The organism is Carnobacterium sp. ISL-102 (assembly GCF_018612935.1).
Taxonomy (GTDB): domain Bacteria; phylum Bacillota; class Bacilli; order Lactobacillales; family Carnobacteriaceae; genus Carnobacterium_B; species Carnobacterium_B alterfunditum.
Window position 1 is genome coordinate 40,785 of record NZ_JAGGRF010000013.1, and the last position, 18,214, is coordinate 58,998.

At 38.1% G+C, this 18,214-nt stretch carries 15 protein-coding genes; 6 read left to right on the forward strand and 9 right to left on the reverse strand.

Annotation, left to right across the window (positions count from 1 at the left end):
• Positions 1–11: 11 nt before the first annotated feature.
• Positions 12–1,151, reverse strand: a complete 1,140-nt coding sequence (locus J7E16_RS07305; protein ID WP_214890426.1) for a glycerol dehydrogenase — start codon at positions 1,149–1,151, stop codon at positions 12–14.
• Between the two features lie 229 nt (positions 1,152–1,380).
• Here J7E16_RS07305 and J7E16_RS07310 point away from each other — a divergent pair, with 229 nt between their 5' ends.
• A complete protein-coding gene (locus J7E16_RS07310) occupies positions 1,381–1,923 on the forward strand; it encodes a TetR/AcrR family transcriptional regulator C-terminal domain-containing protein (protein WP_214890429.1) in 543 nt (180 codons plus the stop codon).
• Between the two features lie 87 nt (positions 1,924–2,010).
• The gene (gene glpK, locus J7E16_RS07315; RefSeq protein WP_214890432.1) at positions 2,011–3,516 is read left to right on the forward strand and encodes a glycerol kinase GlpK; all 1,506 of its coding nucleotides are present in this window, start codon (positions 2,011–2,013) and stop codon (positions 3,514–3,516) included.
• A gap of 117 nt (positions 3,517–3,633) precedes the next feature.
• On the opposite strand, the gene J7E16_RS07320 is transcribed toward glpK, so the two are convergent.
• Positions 3,634–4,200 carry a CGNR zinc finger domain-containing protein gene (locus J7E16_RS07320; RefSeq protein WP_214890434.1) on the reverse strand — a complete coding sequence of 189 codons (567 nt, stop codon included), beginning with the start codon at positions 4,198–4,200 and terminating at the stop codon, positions 3,634–3,636.
• Positions 4,201–4,384: 184 nt separating this feature from the next.
• Between J7E16_RS07320 and J7E16_RS07325 the strand changes: the two genes are divergently transcribed.
• Positions 4,385–4,822 carry an OsmC family protein gene (locus tag J7E16_RS07325; RefSeq protein WP_214890436.1) on the forward strand — a complete coding sequence of 146 codons (438 nt, stop codon included), beginning with the start codon at positions 4,385–4,387 and terminating at the stop codon, positions 4,820–4,822.
• 40 nt (positions 4,823–4,862) lie between these two features.
• Positions 4,863–5,531, forward strand: a complete 669-nt coding sequence (locus tag J7E16_RS07330; protein WP_214890439.1) for a haloacid dehalogenase type II — start codon at positions 4,863–4,865, stop codon at positions 5,529–5,531.
• A 372-nt stretch (positions 5,532–5,903) separates the two neighbouring features.
• On the opposite strand, the gene J7E16_RS07335 is transcribed toward J7E16_RS07330, so the two are convergent.
• Positions 5,904–7,166 carry a YeeE/YedE family protein gene (locus J7E16_RS07335; protein ID WP_214890442.1) on the reverse strand — a complete coding sequence of 421 codons (1,263 nt, stop codon included), beginning with the start codon at positions 7,164–7,166 and terminating at the stop codon, positions 5,904–5,906.
• Between the two features lie 667 nt (positions 7,167–7,833).
• Here J7E16_RS07335 and J7E16_RS07340 point away from each other — a divergent pair.
• Together J7E16_RS07340 and J7E16_RS07345 are read left to right on the forward strand one after the other, a co-directional pair.
• Entirely contained in the window at positions 7,834–8,862 is a 1,029-nt protein-coding gene (locus tag J7E16_RS07340) for an NAD(P)H-dependent amine dehydrogenase family protein (protein WP_214890445.1), read from the forward strand.
• A gap of 83 nt (positions 8,863–8,945) precedes the next feature.
• Entirely contained in the window at positions 8,946–9,128 is a 183-nt protein-coding gene (locus J7E16_RS07345; RefSeq protein ID WP_214890448.1) for a DUF8460 domain-containing protein, read from the forward strand.
• 191 nt (positions 9,129–9,319) lie between these two features.
• On the opposite strand, the gene J7E16_RS07350 is transcribed toward J7E16_RS07345, so the two are convergent.
• From J7E16_RS07350 to J7E16_RS07375, 6 genes are all read right to left on the reverse strand, one after another.
• Positions 9,320–10,756 (reverse strand): 6-phospho-beta-glucosidase, encoded by a 1,437-nt coding sequence (locus J7E16_RS07350; RefSeq protein ID WP_214890451.1) that lies wholly within the window; start codon positions 10,754–10,756, stop codon positions 9,320–9,322.
• 89 nt (positions 10,757–10,845) lie between these two features.
• The gene (locus tag J7E16_RS07355) at positions 10,846–11,808 is read right to left on the reverse strand and encodes an ROK family protein (protein WP_214890452.1); all 963 of its coding nucleotides are present in this window, start codon (positions 11,806–11,808) and stop codon (positions 10,846–10,848) included.
• 43 nt (positions 11,809–11,851) lie between these two features.
• Positions 11,852–14,959: a hypothetical protein gene (locus J7E16_RS07360; RefSeq protein WP_214890455.1), complete on the reverse strand. Its 3,108-nt coding sequence runs from the start codon at positions 14,957–14,959 to the stop codon at positions 11,852–11,854.
• 19 nt (positions 14,960–14,978) lie between these two features.
• Positions 14,979–15,875, reverse strand: coding sequence for a carbohydrate ABC transporter permease (locus J7E16_RS07365; RefSeq protein ID WP_081884480.1), 897 nt, complete (start codon positions 15,873–15,875; stop codon positions 14,979–14,981).
• A 2-nt stretch (positions 15,876–15,877) separates the two neighbouring features.
• A complete protein-coding gene (locus tag J7E16_RS07370) occupies positions 15,878–16,780 on the reverse strand; it encodes a carbohydrate ABC transporter permease (RefSeq protein ID WP_034546780.1) in 903 nt (300 codons plus the stop codon).
• 65 nt (positions 16,781–16,845) lie between these two features.
• Positions 16,846–18,183: an ABC transporter substrate-binding protein gene (locus tag J7E16_RS07375; protein WP_214890457.1), complete on the reverse strand. Its 1,338-nt coding sequence runs from the start codon at positions 18,181–18,183 to the stop codon at positions 16,846–16,848.
• Positions 18,184–18,214 lie beyond the last annotated feature (31 nt).

Sequence of the window (18,214 nt, forward strand, 5' to 3'; positions counted from 1 at the left end):
TAATCTATAGTTTATTTTACTGACTTACGCTTCTTGTAGTCTCGTCCGATCGCATCAGCTGCAATGATAGCTTGAGCTACACTTTCAGGTGTTACTTCAAAAGGCATAGCATGAATAGATTCTTCAGGGATGCACGCTTTTTCAGCTACTTTAAGGATTTCTTCATACTTCACTTCTGCTACATCCAAATCTGCTAATGATACAGGTAGTCCAACAGATAAATTGAAGTCTAATAAAGCTTCAACTTCATCATTTGGTGCATTCTCAAGAATAAGTTGAACAAATGTTGTAAATGCTACTTGCTCTCCATGGAAGTAATTATGAGGACCATCTAGAACTGTTAAGCCGTTATAAATGGCATGTGCTGCAGCTAGTCCGCCTGATTCAAATCCAAGACCAGATAATAATGTATTTGCTTCAATGATATTCTCTAAAGCTGGTGTAACAACATTATTGTCACATGCAATCTTTGCATTATAGCCATTCTCCATCACTGTTTCGTAACAAACTCTAGCTAATGTGATGGATGCAATCGTACCTTTAGCAGGTGCTGTATCTCCTGTGTGGTATCCATTCGGTAAGCCAGCGTTTACATTTGAATTTGAACGACGAGTCGCACGTGCTTCATAATAAGTAGCTAGTGCATCTCCCATGCCGGAAATTAAGAATCGAGCTGGTGCTTGAGCAATTACCGTAGTATCCATTAATACTACGCTAGGGCTTTGGATAAAATAAGCATATTCATCAAAATGATGATCTTTCGTATATAACACTGCTGAGTGGCTAGTTGGTGCATCTGTAGCTGCAATCGTTGGGCAAACAATTAGATTATGACCATTAGCAACTGTTTTAGATGTATCAATTGCTTTTCCGCCACCTAATCCAACAATGATATCTGTTCCTTTTTCTTTCGCTAATTTTTTAAGACGATTTACTTCTTCGCGTGTCGCTTCTCCACCAAAATCTGCAAGATGTAAGGTTATGCCAAAACGTTCAGCTGTTTTGTCCAACTTGTCTTGAACCCGTTCGATATCGCCTGGATTCCCGATAACTAATGCAGATTCACCAAAGGATTTAATATAAAAACCTAAATTTAATAACTCGTTTTCTCCTTGGACATATTTTGTTGGACTAATAAATGCTTTTCTCATTTCTATTCCTCCTATTTTTTAAACTATTTGATTTATAAAATGATCTAACAAACAACTTAATAAACTGATGCATGACTTCCTTTAGGACTGAACAAAGCTTAAAAAGTAAGCGTTACCATTTCAACAGACAAAAGATTCTCTTTGTCCGCTTCAATTACTTTTGAGTATGAAGTATAATGAAAAGTAATTGAATGTGGTAGCTAATAAGTTGTCGAAGGAGTCACAAAAAATGAACCAACAAAACGCAACGAAGGAAATTATTTCTTGTTCTCTCAAACATCTAACCAGTGAAAAAGCTATTGATAAGATATCAATAACAGATATAATGGATCAGACTGATTACCGCCGCCAGACTTTTTATGATCATTTTGATGACAAATACGATTTAATTACTTGGATTTTCTCCCATGAAGTCTCTGAATTGATCCAATCGATCATGAATTGGGAACAATGGGAAGAAGCATTGTTCCTTCTATTAGAGTACCTTGAAGCGAATAAAAAATATTATAAGAAGATATTTTCAAATATAAAGCTAGATTCCTTTAAAGATTATCTTATGTATTATATCAAACGAAGTATCCAAACCATCTCAGATGATTATTTTCAAGCGCACCTTGTTGCTGATAACAACCAACCTTTCATCAAAGCGACAACTGACTTTTACGCATATGGTTTGTCTGAGATGCTCTACTGCTGGGTACTTGAAGACTGCCAACCGGACAGCAAAAGTTATCATGAAGTGCTTGTTCAGGTGATCCACCACAAATGCTAATCGTAAAAGATTTTAGGTTAATTATAATTTCTAACAGTATGAAAATGACTATTTTACTATGCAATCCATTTAAGGAGGTAATTGCTTATGCCAGAATATATTTTAGCAATTGACCAAGGAACAACTACAACGCGTGCAATTATTATTGATCGCCAAGGAAATTACATCAGCACCGCAGCTCAAACTTTTGAACAGCAGATACCACAAACCGGCTGGGTCGAACAAGATCCAAATGCTATTTGGCAATCAGTCTGTGACGTGCTTCTTAAAGTTACGAAACATTCTGGAGTCTCATTCCATCAGATCAAAGCACTCGGCATCACAAATCAACGCGAAACAACCATTGTATGGGATCGTAAAACTGGTCAACCGATCCATAACGCAATTGTCTGGAGTTCCAATCAGTCACTAGCTATTATTAATCAACTTAAACAAAAAAAAGTTGAAGATTCCATCCACGAAAAGACTGGTTTAGTTTTGAGCCCTTATTTTTCTGCTAGTAAAATTCGTTGGATCTTAGATCATCATCCTGGCGCTCAAGAACGAGCAGATCGTGGAGAGTTGGCCTTTGGCACGGTTGATAGTTGGCTCATTTGGAACCTGACCAATGGTAAGTTACACTGTACCGATCACACGAATGCTTCACGGACGATGTTGTTCAATATCCATACACTAGAATGGGATGAACAGCTATTAAGTCTGTTTAATATCCCTAAAAGTATGCTGCCGAAAGTTCATCCAAGCTCTCATATTTATGGAATAACCGATTTAGATCTTTTTGATGGCGCAAAGATCCCAATCGCCGGTGTTGCGGGAAACCAGCAGGCAGCGTTATTTGGTCAATTAGCTTTTCAACCTGGCCAAGTAAAAAGCACTTATGGTCAAGGAACCTTCATCGTTATGAATACCGGCTCTGAACCAAAACTATCCAAACACAAGTTGCTCACTACTATCGGGTATTCGATCGACGAGAAAATAACCTATGCTCTTGAAGGTTCGGCTCTTATTTCAGGTAGTGCCATTGAATGGTTGAAAGACAGCTTAAATTTATTTGAATCAATGGATGATTCAGAATCATTAGCCCTTGCAGCAGCGCCTAATTCAGGCGTTTATGTTGTCCCCGCCTTTCGAGGAATTGGTGCACCCTATTGGGATTCAAACGCACGAGGAGCTATTCTCGGAATTGATGAATCTACCAGCCATCGGGAATTGGTTCGAGCAACTTTAGAATCGCTTGCTTATCAAGTTAGCGATATTATTGATTTAATGGAATTAGATACTGGGATCCTAGTAGATCTTCTTCACGTTGATGGTGGAGCTGCACAAAATAATCTGTTGATTCAATTTCAAGCAGATATTCTCGGAAAAACGGTTAAACGCATCGAACGATTGGAGACGACCGGACTAGGAGCTGCATATCTCGCTGGATTAGCTGTTGATTATTGGCGCGATCAAGATGAGTTAGCAGCTTTAGTTTCTGCGGATGAGCAATTTGAACCTCACATGACCATTGAAGAACGACAAGGTAAACTGCACGCTTGGCATAGCGCTATCAAAGCAATACGTTATTATGCTAAATTACTGCATGAGTAATCATCGTGCGCTGACTAGAAAAAATTAAATAGATCATCTATCTATTTTATATACATGATGTCCCCCTAAAAAACGCAATCTATCAAAGTGAAGAATATACTCGAATACTTAACGTATTCAAGTATGTTCCTCACTTTTTTTAGCATAATATTTGCGTACTTTTGTTCTATTGCCGCAAACTTCCATTGAACACCATTTTCGTCTTCCACTTGTATCAACGAATAATGCATAACAAGTATCAGATTTACATTTTTTAATTTTAGGAAACAGACCATTATGGTGAGCTGTAATCATATCGTAAGCAATAAGTGAAATCAGTCCATCAGTCCCACCTTTACTTGGTGTAGGTCTGAACGCTTTATCAAAAGACAATGGTGCTTTCTCAGTATTTGATGCTAAATTTTCTAAGAATGTTGATTTTGTTTCGGGTTCTAAAAAGAAAGCTCTACACTGCTCACGAAATAATCGAATTTTTTTTATATCAATTGGGGATTCGTTTATTTTCGCCACTTGTTCAGAATTCAATAAGCCTCTTTCTTTCATCAATGACAGCCACTCATCCATTAGGCCTTCTTCTTCAAGAAAATCGGTAAACATATTGTTTCTTCCGTTGATCGTATTAAGTAAATTAATGAATAAATAGTCAGATAAATAAGAATATCTTGTCTCTAGTTTTTTGATCATTTAAAATTCTCCTTTAAATTGATTGGTTGATTGACTTTAATAATACCATACTGTATGGTTAATACATAACCACTTGAATTAGTTTTAATGGTTAAAAAAAACAAAAAGTAGTTTCTCAACCAGAAAACAGACTAACTATTATACCATCAGATAGTGAGAAAAAAATGGAATAGGAGAGATTCAAATGGCTAAAAAAATTGAACAAATTACAGCTACTTCAAAAGGGATGCAAACAATAGCACATTCTAAAGGACATCAGGTGATCATTGATGAGCCTAAACAAATGGGTGGGAAAGATGAAGGCGCCAATCCACTAGGATCCTTTCTAGCTTCACTAGCAGGATGTGAGAACGCGATAGCTAACATGGCAGCTAAAGAAATAGGTTTTGATCTTCAAAGTATAGAATTCGATATCAGAGCAGAAATGAATCCAGAAGGTATGATGGGCAATAAAGATGTTCGTCCCTACTTTCAATCAGTCAGCATAAATGCTCGCGTGAAAACAAGTGAATCTGAAGAACGTCTCACTGAATTACAACAAATCGTTGATTCGAGATGTCCAATATACACAGTATTAGAAGCTGCCAATGTCGAAATGACTCCAAATTGGATAAAAGAATAAAACTAAAGAGTTAGCACATACGCTAAAAGGAGCTGAAGAGATGATAAAAACAGTATTATTTGATATGAACGAAACGTTATTAAACTTAAGTGTCTTAAAAGAAAATTTCGGTAAATATTTTGAAGATAAATATGTTCTTAATTACTGGTTCGCTAAACTTCTTCATTCGTCTACTGTTATAGGCGGTATGGGTGAATATACTGATTTTGGAAAACTTTCAGAAGCCGCGTTAGAAAGTGTCTTTTTAGAGAGTGATAAAGAACTAACTGATGAAATCAAAACAGATATTCTAGGATCGTTCAGTAATCTTCCTGCATACGACGATGTACCTGAAGCGCTAAAATTGTTGAAGGACCACAACATCAAAGTTATTTCAGTAACCAATTCTTCTTATAAGATGGTTGAAGAACAGCTGAATAATTCTGGCCTGATTGATTTATTTGACTCTTATTATTCAGTTGATTCAGTAGAAAAATATAAACCCTTTAATGATATTTATCATTATGTCATCAATGAAGAAAAAATCAATGCCGCTGAAACAGTCATGGTTGCTACTCATGATTGGGATTTATTCGGTGCTAAAAAAGCTGGACTTCATACAGCCTATATTAAACGCAAAGAAGATCAATACAATCCTTATTACTTGAAACCAGATATGACAAACAGAAACTTAGTAGATTTAGCCAAAAAAATTGTGGATTTCAACTAATCGATCGCAGTACTTATCAAAAGAATTATTTACCTAAAAGAAAAGCTATATAATTTTTGGTGTGAATGAAGAAATTCATTCATACCTATTTTTTTACAAAAAATAGAAACAAATGAAAGTTCCAATTAGCATAAAGTCACGACAACTCACTAAAAAGAAAAATTCATCTGTCTCTTACTAGTTGTATCCGAACTGTACTAATTTTGAAAGATAAAAGTATCTTTCTTGCTCAAAGATTCACTAGATGAAAGTAATCAAGATTTTCAGCATCTTAAATACTTCATTTTAATTAGTTTTAACATAAAAAAATTTCTGACTAATTATTTTCTATCAAATAATTAGTCAGAAATAGTCCGTTAATGATCCTACCTCTTAGCTTTTAATTCTCTTTCCAAGAACATTTCCTGTCCATCCACCGATGATCATAACAACGAGGAATATCCATCCAGAAAGTGAGAAGTTTGCGATTGGTGTATACAAGGCTCCAACGTTACAACCGTTAGCTAAGCGAGTCCCAAGACCCATAGCTAATCCTCCCATGGCGAAAAGTGACGCTTCTTTAAAACTGATTTTTAATTCTGAAGTGAACGTCTGGACAAATTTACTAGCTGTTAAAAGATATACGATAGTACCAAGAAGAATCCCAAAATTTTGCACCGAAACACCGTTCTCAAAGAAAGGCTGCAGGAAGCCATCCGGTTTCATCTTAGTGAAAGACGCCAAAGATTCAGCAGAAACTCCAAAAATCATTAGAATCTTCCCGAACCAAAGGCCATAAGGTGTTGATGCTCCCCATCCTGAACGGGTAACCCCCATAAGCAATATAAACAGCAAGGCTATGACTACTGCTCCCTGTATAAGTGTCCAAGGATTTACAAACATTCTCTTATAAGTAGGTTCGCTTAACAGCACGTAGTCTTTAGAATCAAAAGGAATCTTTTCCTCTTGCATTTTTTCAACTGAGACCTCAGTATAAGTATTCCCGTTCTTTCTCTTTCGTTCAAATTCATAAGAAAGACCGATAACGATAAGGGCAAAGATCCCTGTTAGAACGATCGCTCCAAGATAACCACCTAGACCATCCCACTGGAATAGATCCGGAAGGAATACACCGTTACTAAAGCTCTCTCCTGTTGAAGAAGTGAACCAAGATTCAGTGACAATACTTGCCGTATTTTGCAACGGAAATCCTAAAAACACACCCATTCCGAAGAAAATCAGAGTGAAAAAAGCTCTTGGTAGAGCTGTTATAAGGTCCGTGAGCACACCTGATGCACAGCATGATGAGAAACTCATACCAAATCCGAAAAGAAGACCTCCTAGAATCAGACCCAGATTGATAGGGTTGATCCACAGACCGTAGCTAGTAGCATCTCCCTTGAAAAGTAAAGCCGCAGTAGCCACTCCTGAAATAAAAAACATGAACATCAGTGTTCGCATGAGTTTGGTGGAACCAGTCATGTAAGCACGATTCACACTTCCTGCGAAACCTGTGTAGGATCTTGACAGTGTATACCCAAGTCCAAGTCCAATGATCAATCTAAAAAACAATATATCTGATATGAGTTGGCTCTTCCCTAATACTAAAATAAGAATAATGGCAATAAATCCTAAAACTCTTTCTACGTTTTTCATAATTTCCTCCAAATAATTTATTGTTAAAGATAAAATAATAATTTTGAAAATGCTAAAACGCGAAGCTTGTTTCGATTAAGTCAAATCGCTAGTTTGTCATCAAAGTATTGATATATACTAACCCCCAATAATGACCTTATCATGTTGTAAACATTGTTATACCAAATCAAATCCCATGATTCTACCCTATTACAGCTATTTTGAATTGATAAGCAACGAAGCTAAAGACCAGTATTTTTCATCAACTAACCATGCTGTATTTTTTCTGTCGCTTAATACAAACTGTCTACTTGTTTGAATTTTTTTCACATGCGCCACTAAAAAAATAATACAGCGATTTACTTTAAGAACGTGACTATGCTCTCACAAACATTCAGTATAGTATTATATCGTTCTATTTACAAGTACATCGTAGCTTTCATTTTAAAAACCTTTACTTTTTACCGCTTTATTCAAACTGTTCATCTGTTTGAATTTTATTTCACATATATTATAAAAAATACCAGTATGTATTTCTTAGAGCAGATAAAAATCAACATTTCACTGGTACACTATTCTTATAAGTATCCTTTATAATCGATTTCAACCTCTTCCCTTGACTCTTCAAGACTATAAATATTACACTGTAGTTGTGTAAAGAAATACAATTGAAATAGGAGGGAACTTAATGTTTACAGAAAAAGTTCGTGTCGTGCAGTTCGGTTGTGGAAAGATGTCAAAATTAATCATTAAATATTTAACAGATCATGGTGCAGAAATCGTTGGAGCAATTGATACTAATCCAGAGGTTGTCGGCCTAGACGTTGGAGATTTTGCGGAATTAGGTTATCTAACAGGTGTCAAAATTTCTGATGATGCTCAGAAAGTTTTTGAAAATTGTGATGCGGATGTTGCGATTGTGACTGTCTTTAGTTATATGCCTGAAATGGAAAAAATATTCGAAACTTGTCTAGTTAATAACGTAAACGTGATTACTACGTGTGAAGAAGCCATTTATCCATGGAATACTTCTCCAGCAGTAGCAAATCGTTTGGACCGTATAGCGAAAGACCATGGAGTGACTATTACTGGTAGTGGAATGCAAGATATTTACTGGATCAATATGCCTACTTTGATGATGGCTGGAATGAATAAAATCCAAAAAATCAAAGGTGCCGTTAGTTATAATGTGGAAGATTATGGTCTGGCATTAGCTGAGGCACATGGTGTAGGTTATGAATTAGCGAAATTCGAAAAAGAAATCGCTCAAGCTGAAAGTTTACCTTCCTATATGTGGAACGCAGCAGAAGGTATTTGTGCGAAGATGAATTGGACGATCCAATCAATCAGTCAAAAAAGCGTGCCTTTTGTACTAGAAGAAGCCGTATATTCTGAAACATTAGGCCGTAGTATTCCAGCGGGCGATGCCATTGGGATGTCTGCTGTGACACTGGTTCAGACTCATCAAGGGATTGAACTCGAAGTAGAATGTATTGGAAAAGTTTACCGCGAAACAGATGGTGATATGTGTGATTGGGAAATCAGTGGAGAACCTAATATGGTCTTTTCATTAGAAAAACCGGATACTGTTGCACATACTTGTGCCACCATCGTTAATAGAATTCCATCTCTTTTACATGCACCAGCAGGTCTGATAACGGCTGACCAACTAGATGACCCAGGCTATTTGACCTATCCAATCAACCTGTACGTTTAATCAAAAAATAGAATATGATAAAAAGATAAAGACTGAAACTAAATAAATAGTTTCAGTCTTTATTAGTTTGAAGGAGCTGACTTATGATATACATACAAATTGAAGTTATTTTTTTGATTGGAGGAATTATGCTTATAGCTAGTGGGATGAAAATACGAAAGCAAAGTAAAACTTCAGCCTTGATCAGCATAATTATAGGTACTATCATCGCATTAGTTTCACTATTTTTATTATTTTGGACATTTCTACTTGGATATAATTCTTAATTATAAAAAAATAAATATACAAGATAGTACGGTAAAGTGTTAGAGAATAATAGTTTTAATGCACTCATCTGGATAAAGTTATTTAAAGAGAATCTTGCATAGAAAAGACCGCTAACACTTTATTAAAAAGTGTTAGCGGTCTTTTCTCATTAATTCATCTTATTTTCAGCAATCTTATACATTTTTTCTACTTATAATTCTTCGCCATTAGTAGCAATTACATTCTGATACCAATCAAAAGAAGATTTTTTGAGACGTTCAAGTGTTCCGTTTCCTTCATTATCCTTATCCACATAGATAAAGCCGTAACGTTTTTCCATCTCTCCAGTAGAAAAACTCACAATATCGATACATCCCCAAGGAGTGTAACCTATTAGGTCTACCCCATCTTCTTCGACAGCTATTTTCATCTGCTGAATGTGCCTCTTAAGATAATCAATACGGTAATCATCTTGGATAGTACCGTCTGCTTCAATTTTATCGTACGCACCTAAACCATTTTCGACGATAAATAAAGGCAGATGATATCTTTCCGTTAGGATATTTAAAGTATATCTTAAGCCAACCGGATCGACCGGCCAGCCCCATTCACTTTTCTCAAGGTAGGGGTTATCGGTGAATTTCAATTGATCCACTGAGCCATCTTGCCACCCCGGTATAGAATCTAAAGCTGTAACAGTACTTGACATGTAATAACTCAAACCGATGTAGTCGATAGTTCCTTCACGCAATAGTTGGAGTTCTTCTTGGCTATAGTCAATATGGTAGCCTTCAGTTTCCCACAATCTCAGATTAGCCGCCGGAATCTCACCGTGTACATGAATATCATTGTAGAAGAATCGACGATCCATCGCTTTTACAGAAGCAATTAAATCTTCAGGATTAGAAGAATATGGATAAACCGGCACATAGGCCATCATGCAGCCAATTTGGAAGTTGCGATTTATTTCATGACCAATTGCCACTGCCTTTGCGCTGGCAATCAGTTCGTTCAGACTTGCTTGATAGACCACTTCTGCTTTATTGTCGCCTTCATTAAAAACCAAAGCTGAATTATTAAAGACATGTAAGTCTCGGTAGCCATCTGCCTGATTATTAATTTCGTTAAATGTCATCCAGTACGTCACTTTATCTTTGTAACGCTCCATGACCGTTTTCGCGTAATGAGAAAAAAAATCAATCAGCTTCTTATTCCGAAATCCCCCGTATTCTTTACACAAATGGTAAGGAATTTCGAAGTGAGATAAGGTCACGACCGGCTCGATGTTATATTTCAATAATTCATCAAATAAATCATCATAAAATTGCAATCCTGCTTCATTCGGTTCCTTTTCATCACCTAAGGGAAAAATCCGACTCCAGGCAATAGAGGTACGAAAACATTTAAAGCCCATTTCAGCAAACAAAGCGATATCTTCCTTGTACCGGTGATAGAAATCGATTGCCTCATGACTCGGATAATCATAACCCTCTAATATACCTTGGGTTATTTCTCTCGGGACAGAATGCGTACCTTTAGTAATGACATCCGCTGTGGAGATACCTTTTCCGGCTTTGTTCCAACCTCCTTCTATTTGATTAGCCGCCACAGCTCCGCCCCAAAGAAAATCTTTTCTGAATCCTTTCACTTCTCTTGCCCTCCTTTTGTCAAATTGAATCTTCCATTAAGTTTGGACTGACTTGTATAAGTTGACCAACTTTTTATTTTAGCTTCATCTTATCGACTAACTGGATCGCTTTCTTGTTTTTCACTTTCCAGCTTTCTTTCGCGGTCTTCTTTCATGGCTTTATAGCTTGCGCCAACAATACCTGCGTCGTTGAGGAAATGACACGGCACTATTTTTGCCAGCGTCATATTTTTCATATCACGATGTCCCGCTTGTAAACCTTGTACTCTTCGATTCAATTCTTGTATAAAACTTTGATTAGCGCTGATGCCTCCTCCTACCAGAACGACTTCTGGATCCAACGAGACCAAAACGTTATAAATGCCGATTGCAAGATGGTCGTAAAAAGCATCAATCACATTTTTGGCTCGTAGATCTCCCGCCTCTGCAAGTTGGAAGATATCTTCCCCATCAAGATCTTGTTGGGGCATTGTCGCATCAAATCCATCTAGGTATCTTTGGACTAAGCCGGATTGAACTGAACTCGTCAGGCTCACGGATGAAAGTCGGGTGTCACCATTTAAAACGGGCGCATTGATCATAAAACCAAATTCCCCAGCTGTTGCATGTGCCCCGCGGTAGATATCATTATTGATCATAACGGCTCCGCCAATTCCTGTTCCTACTACGGCCGTAAAATAGTTTTTGTAGTTTCGCCCGGCTCCGAGCCATTTTTCGGCTAAAGCTGCACTATTTGCATCATTCTCGACTGCAACGTGCAGCCCTAATTCTTTTTCCAAGATATTTTTTAAATGGACGCCATAGAAATCAAAAATCGCACCTCCTGTCGTCATAAAACCTGATTCTTCTACGATACCTGGTGCACTGATGCCCACAGCTCTTATATCGTGAGCTTCTTTATAATTCTCCACAATTATTTTGATATTTTTGATTATTTCAACACCCTCTGAGCTGGTCTTGATTTTGTCCTTATGCAAGATATTGCCTTTTTCATCTAGGAGGCCGTATTTAATATTTGTTCCTCCTATATCGATACCAACATATTTCCCCATTTTTTCCCTCATTCCTGAATAATAAGTAGATATAGAAATATTTTTACCCTAAGGTCACGTGCATGCTTTTCACGGTCTTATTTCTTATATCTATTGCTTCTTGATTTAGGATGCGATCGCCTTCGATCACCTTAACCTGATCATCCGCGTATCGAATACTGTAACGGATCGGTTTCACACCCTTTTCGCCATACGTATGTTGCATTTTAGCATTACTGTAAGTCACCTTTATTTCACCTAACAAGGTGAATTGAACGGTACCGTCCTCCTTGAATAGCTCTTTATGCAACGCTGGTAAAAGTTGAAAAGATAGCTGTTTTTTATCCTTGTCGTAGGTAAATGGACGTTCACCTATGAACATTTGAACCCACATATTCAAGAATTCAACCGTTGAACCACTGAGACGTGCCACAAAACCTTTACCATGGATGCTCTCATCTGGATTCGCACTACTAGCGATAAAGGAAGAATTTTCTAGGATACTTCTACCGTAAATGTTCGGATCCAAGTTGGGGATCAACATAGTTTCAAGGTCTTCATAAAAAGCGTCATACAAACCACTCTTTAATAATGCCAGTAAGTATTTATAAGTCATATGCAAGAAAACAGATTCATTTTCTAACCATCCCGGTGTGAAGAACTTGGCTCTTCCTAGTTCAATGGGCTCATTCGTCAATGGTCCGCTTGTCTTATACATCTGTAGCTTACGATCATAGATTTCTGATTCCTTGACAGCCTGATATATATTATACGCTTCTTTCGTGCTGTCCGTTACTTTTAGTTTTTTGACCAAACCTTCTAAAAATGGGGTTACTGCATGTGGTTTCAATGTTTCATGATTTTTTTCAAAGTAAAAGTATGTTGGCAACAAGGCTGGTCCATTATACTTTTCTACTGCCTCAATGGCTTGATCTACTCGCTTAGTCAGGGAATGAACCAACCGTTCGACTGCCTCTTGACTGAGAACTTCTATTTCTCCAGAAAGATCCTGGTAGATGTCTGCTCGGTATTTTTCTAGCAGTCTTGTAGTTTGTTCCCAAAATGTTTGATCATCGTCTTGCATCAACGTCAGATGTTCTTGTAGTTTTTCAAGGAATCGGAACGCTTCGATTGGTAAAGCGTAGATGCATCCCTCTAGATCTGCTTGCTCGATTAAAGTCATTAAACGTTTCAGTTCAAATAACTCGGAAGTGCTGGTCCCGAACAAGCTAGGCAATCCATTCAAAGAATCATTCCAACCCGGTTTTCCGGCTTCCATCCCAATACCATAACCAAACGGAGCGATCGTTGCCGTTTTGATGGCGGCTAACAAAAGGAGCTTAGAGTAAAGGTTGGTTGTGATAGGCGTTTTGTTTGGTGCTTCTACCCACTGACTAATGTCGCCTTCCTTATGGTCTAGAGCGTTATATTGTCGGTATTCATTGTCTTTCTGGACATATTTTATTTCCCTAGGTTGGACACAAACTTTATTTTGATAGTACTTGTATGGGCGTTCAAATAATAAGGTCTGTTTCTTATCTGGATAAATAGCCAAATAACTTTCGATAAGATCGATGTTGTAGGTCCAATGATCGATCCAGAATCCTTCTCCATGATCTGCTTCTAGGTTTTCACTGCTGGCGAACAGGACGTAGGCTAACAACTCCTCAAAAGAGCTTGTTAACTCAATAGTGTTTTCTTCAATAAAACGCAATAATTCGCCTGGTTCAAATGGTTTATCAAAGAATGAAAGAAGCATCTTTTTCTGTTCTGTTTCTTTCAAGAACGGGGCGATATCTGTACCAGTACCATTGAAAGTAAAAAGAACCTTTTTTATCACAAGTGGATTGTAACCATCCAATTGGATCAATTCCATGAAATGGCGGATATTAGCATCCTCTACTTCAGTTGTGAAATAAACATCCATCCGTCGATTTTGGTTGATATCGCGGTAGTTCCCATTCCCTTGTGAGTAATAGGTAGGAGACGTTGAGAAGAAATTATAGTCTCTTTCTAAATCGCCATGCTTACGCGAATAAACGTAATAAGCTTGTTGTTTATCCTTATAGGTGTGGATCGTTGGAAAGCCACCCCGCAACCCATTATCTAAGTAAGATTGTCGGGCGTATTGGTCAAATTTCGTACTAGCAGTACTTGTTTGAATGACGTCGGTCAACTCATCCGTTAAACCTTGTGCAGTAATAAAGGCTTGCTTTACCGTATCTTCGTTTAAGTGTTGAGACAGATATTTCGAGACTGTGTCCTCATCTTTTCCATAACCAACCAGCGTCATCAACTCAACACTTTTTCCTGGTAACAACTCCCCTTGCCATAGTGTAAATCCAGCAGAGACTCTATTGGTACTGACTTGATTTTGTTTATTTATTTCAGAAACAGCGTTCTGATTAAAATGGTCAGCTTTGCGTAATGTTTCATCCTTGCCGAAAATAAGCTGGCGGTCATAAATAATTGATGCCGGTGTTACTTTTTCATTTTCCTTTACCAATGACGTATAGAAGTTGCCACTATGCATCTCCTTAACCTCCACAGTATCTTCTGTACTCCCTCGCAAGTGATAAAAGTTAAAGGAATTATCAACCTTTTTGACATCAAACCAACTCTTCAATGTGTTGCTGATTTCTTTGTAGTCTGCATTTGCGATCCCTGCCGGCAGAATTGCCGCCAAACCATCTGCTACTTCGAGACTGACTGCTTCATTACTATTATTCACGATATTAACGGTACGAACCAGTGCTCCAATCGGTGCATGCGGCAAACTGTAATAGCGAACAACAAGACTTAGGTTTTCATCATGATGCTTGTAGTTTAATGTCAGATGATTCATACCGATCGTCATTGTTTCCGTAGAATTTTCGCTCGGGTCAGAGAACGGTTCAAAAACGGTTGTTTCACCCTCTCTTCGAACTTTTAAAAAAGTTCGAAACCCTTGCAAAGGTGTGTGTTGATAGGCTTTATCCGCTGGCAGGAATTCTGAGATTGCTGAATCCTTATTCTCTATTCCAAAACTACTGATCGCTTGGCCCCGATTGATGTAGAACATCCAAAGAGGGATCCCTTTTAAGCCCACGATTCCCGGCAAGAAACTTGAGAAGGCAGAAGTTGTTTGGTAATTTCCAATAATAAATTCATTTTTTTCATTTAGTTTATACAAAGATTTACACCCTCTTTAGTTATTTTACAGCACCAGCCGAGATACTGTTGATGATGTGTTTTGATAAGAAGATAAAAGCTACCATGATCGGTACTACTGAAATAGCAATTCCTAAGTACATCGCTCCTAAGTTCATTGCCACTGGGGAACCGCTTAAAGCACCCATCATGACTGGCAAGGTAAACTTACTTGGTGTTCTTAACATGATCAATGGCGTCATATAGTTGTTCCATGTTCCGATAAAAGTGAAGATTGCCTGGGTCGCAATCGCAGGTTTTAGGATAGGTAAAACAATTCGATGGAACATATAGATTTCTGATGCACCGTCGATCCGGGCTGCTTCTAAAATGGAAATTTGCATTGAAGAAACCAAATATTGGCGAAAGAAGAATACTGTGAAAGGCGCAGCAATCGCTGGAATGATCAAAGGCCAATACGTATCTAGAATTCCTAAAGTACTGTTCAATTCATATTGTCCTAAAAGTCCAAGCTGTCCTGGGACCATCATAACGACTAGAAAAGCACCGAAAATAAAAGTTTTTCCTTTGAACTCGTAGAAAGCCATTGCAAAGGCAGTCAATGCTGAAAAATAGGCATTCAGTACGGTCACGGTTGTCGCAACAAACAAACTGTTTGCGAAGCCACGCCAGACGTTCATGTAGCGGATCAACACATCATAGTTGTCGAAGAATGATGTCCCAGGGACCAATGTGAAGCCTCGAATGATTTCGGTGTTTGAACGAGTCGCATTGACCATCATCATAACGAAGGGGATGATGGAAATGACGGATAATAGTATCAAAAAGATATAGAGGATCACTTTCAAAATTTTGATACGGTTTTTAAATACTTTCCCGATTGGAGCAACGGTTGGATCAACGACCGGCTCAATGCTAACTGCTTTATCATTTTTCATAACTAGACACCTTTCTTAACCGGTTTAGTTTTCATAGTTCGGAATATGATAATGGAGAAAACAACAGTAATCATAAACAAACCATAAGCAATTGCAGATGCATAACCGAAATTATTGTATTTGAAGGCTTGATTGTACAAGTAGAGAACCATCGTGCTCAATGCCCCACGTGGTGCACCCATACCATCAGTCAGCAACAGCGGTAAATCGAACATTTGCAAACCTCCAATAAGAGAAGTGATCATGACGTAGAGCATTATTGGCTTCAGTTGCGGTAAGGTAATATGATAGAATCGTTGCCACCAGTTGGCACCGTCAATCATAGCTGCCTCTAAATAATCTGTCGAAATGCCGCTGATTCCTGCTAACAGAATAATAAAGGTTTGACCAAACCACATCCATGTATTGATTGCTGAAACAGCACCTCTGGAATAGACTGCATCACTGAGCCAATTGATCGGTTGGTTGATAATGCCGGTATCTAGCAGCATTTGGTTCAAAGCACCATAATTCCAGTCCAATACTAAGTTGAATAAGAGGGCTACAGATGCAACGGTTATAATATTAGGTAAGTAAAAGAGGGTCCGGAAGAAGCCCACCCCTTTGATTTTAAGCTGAATATCACTGAAAATGAGGGCTAAACCAAATGCAATTGCTAATTGAATAAAAAAACCACTTCCCCAGATAATCAGCGTGTTGATCAATGATTCAATAAAATACTTGTCTTGTGTTAAACGTAAATAGTTCTCTACCCCGACAAAGGCTGCATTGTCAATGCCCCCAGCTCCACTATAGCTCGTGAGACTGAAGTAAAAGGTCAACAAAATTGGATAAATATTAAATGTTAAAAATACTATAACAAATGGGGCAATGTACAGATAAGCTTTATTTGAATTTTTTCCCATTTCGATCCTCCTCTAAACTAAATAAAAACTGGGATTCTTTGGAAGAACCCCAGATTATCTGTGAATTATTTTTCATCAGGTGTAACAATATCTGGGAAGGCATTGTTAACTTGGTTATAGAATTCTTGAACCCCTTCTTCTTTGCTGATCTCACCTTCAACATAAGCTCCGACTTGTGTCCCAAATAACTCATTCAATTGTTGATCGTAAGGTGTTACGACGTTAGCATCAATTTTTTCTGCTTCTTCTAAGAAGAATTCGTAATGATTTTGACCGCCTAGGAAGTCATCTGACATATCATCTTTGATTGCTTCTGTTACGGGTTTATAACTTAGTACATCCCCCGTTTCTAAAGCACGTTCTGTCAAGAATTCTTCATCATGTACCATCATTTCGACAAATTTGAAGGCTAGATCTTTATTCTCAGATCCTTCATAAACGCCTAACCATGTTCCACCTTCAAAGTAAGATGAAGGGCCATTTGTGACAGCCCAGTCACCCGCATTTGCATTAGATGATTGTTTGAAAACAGCATCCAGTGCCCATGTTGGAAGTGCTACTGAGAATACTTCGATTTGGCTATTTGCTTCTGCCTCTGCTGCAGTCGCTGCTTCTCCTTCTAATTCTTCCCAACCCATATTATAGTTGATTGGGCCGTTGAAAGATTCATACCAAGATGGTGACCATGCTGGTGCAAGAGCAGTATACTGCTCATCTCTTAATGTTTTCGCATAGTCAAAATAAGAAAGACGCTCATCAGTTACAACTAGTTCGTTATCTTCATTTACCCATGGTTGTGGGTCGCTGCCACCTGTTGCAAAACTGGTGAATTTAGATATAGAACCTTCATCAGGGAACAGAGCATAACCTGCTTCTTTCATTTTTGCTCCAACTTCAAATAAATCATCCATGTTTGCCATCATTGCTCCGACTTCTTTTGGATCATCTGTACCTAATACTTCTTTTGCAATGCTTCTGCGGTAGTAAATACCACCTGGTGTCGTTTGCCAAGACATTGCACGGACGTTGCCATCTTCGTCTTTACCTAAGTCATAAACATAATCCACATATTCATCTTCCCACTCATCCACATTGTAGGGCTCTGCCGAAAGATCCGTCCAGTAGTCGGCGTTGAGCCATTGTTGCATGTACGCAATTTCTCCGGTAAAGATATCCGGTGCTCCATCGCCGCTTTCTAACGTTGGTTGCATTGTTTGACGATAATCCGCAGTCGGAATAATTTGGAGTTCAACTGTAACATCATTAATTTCTTCAAACTTATCGATTGGCCCCTGCAACTCATCTGTAAAGGACGTTATCGTTAAATCTGGTTTATCCTCTCCACAACCCGCTAGCGTTAAACCCAAACCTGCTACACTCAAAACACTTACCCATTTTTTCATTTTTGATTGCTCCTCTTTGGTTAGATTAGCG

Coding starts and splice junctions, on each gene's coding strand:
- J7E16_RS07305 (WP_214890426.1), bottom strand. CDS start 1,151: ATGAGAAAAGCATTTATTAGTCCAACAAAATATGTCCAAGGAGAAAAC.
- J7E16_RS07310 (WP_214890429.1), top strand. CDS start 1,381: ATGAACCAACAAAACGCAACGAAGGAAATTATTTCTTGTTCTCTCAAA.
- glpK (WP_214890432.1), top strand. CDS start 2,011: ATGCCAGAATATATTTTAGCAATTGACCAAGGAACAACTACAACGCGT.
- J7E16_RS07320 (WP_214890434.1), bottom strand. CDS start 4,200: ATGATCAAAAAACTAGAGACAAGATATTCTTATTTATCTGACTATTTA.
- J7E16_RS07325 (WP_214890436.1), top strand. CDS start 4,385: ATGGCTAAAAAAATTGAACAAATTACAGCTACTTCAAAAGGGATGCAA.
- J7E16_RS07330 (WP_214890439.1), top strand. CDS start 4,863: ATGATAAAAACAGTATTATTTGATATGAACGAAACGTTATTAAACTTA.
- J7E16_RS07335 (WP_214890442.1), bottom strand. CDS start 7,166: ATGAAAAACGTAGAAAGAGTTTTAGGATTTATTGCCATTATTCTTATT.
- J7E16_RS07340 (WP_214890445.1), top strand. CDS start 7,834: ATGTTTACAGAAAAAGTTCGTGTCGTGCAGTTCGGTTGTGGAAAGATG.
- J7E16_RS07345 (WP_214890448.1), top strand. CDS start 8,946: ATGATATACATACAAATTGAAGTTATTTTTTTGATTGGAGGAATTATG.
- J7E16_RS07355 (WP_214890452.1), bottom strand. CDS start 11,808: ATGGGGAAATATGTTGGTATCGATATAGGAGGAACAAATATTAAATAC.
- J7E16_RS07365 (WP_081884480.1), bottom strand. CDS start 15,875: ATGAAAAATGATAAAGCAGTTAGCATTGAGCCGGTCGTTGATCCAACC.
- J7E16_RS07370 (WP_034546780.1), bottom strand. CDS start 16,780: ATGGGAAAAAATTCAAATAAAGCTTATCTGTACATTGCCCCATTTGTT.
- J7E16_RS07375 (WP_214890457.1), bottom strand. CDS start 18,183: ATGAAAAAATGGGTAAGTGTTTTGAGTGTAGCAGGTTTGGGTTTAACG.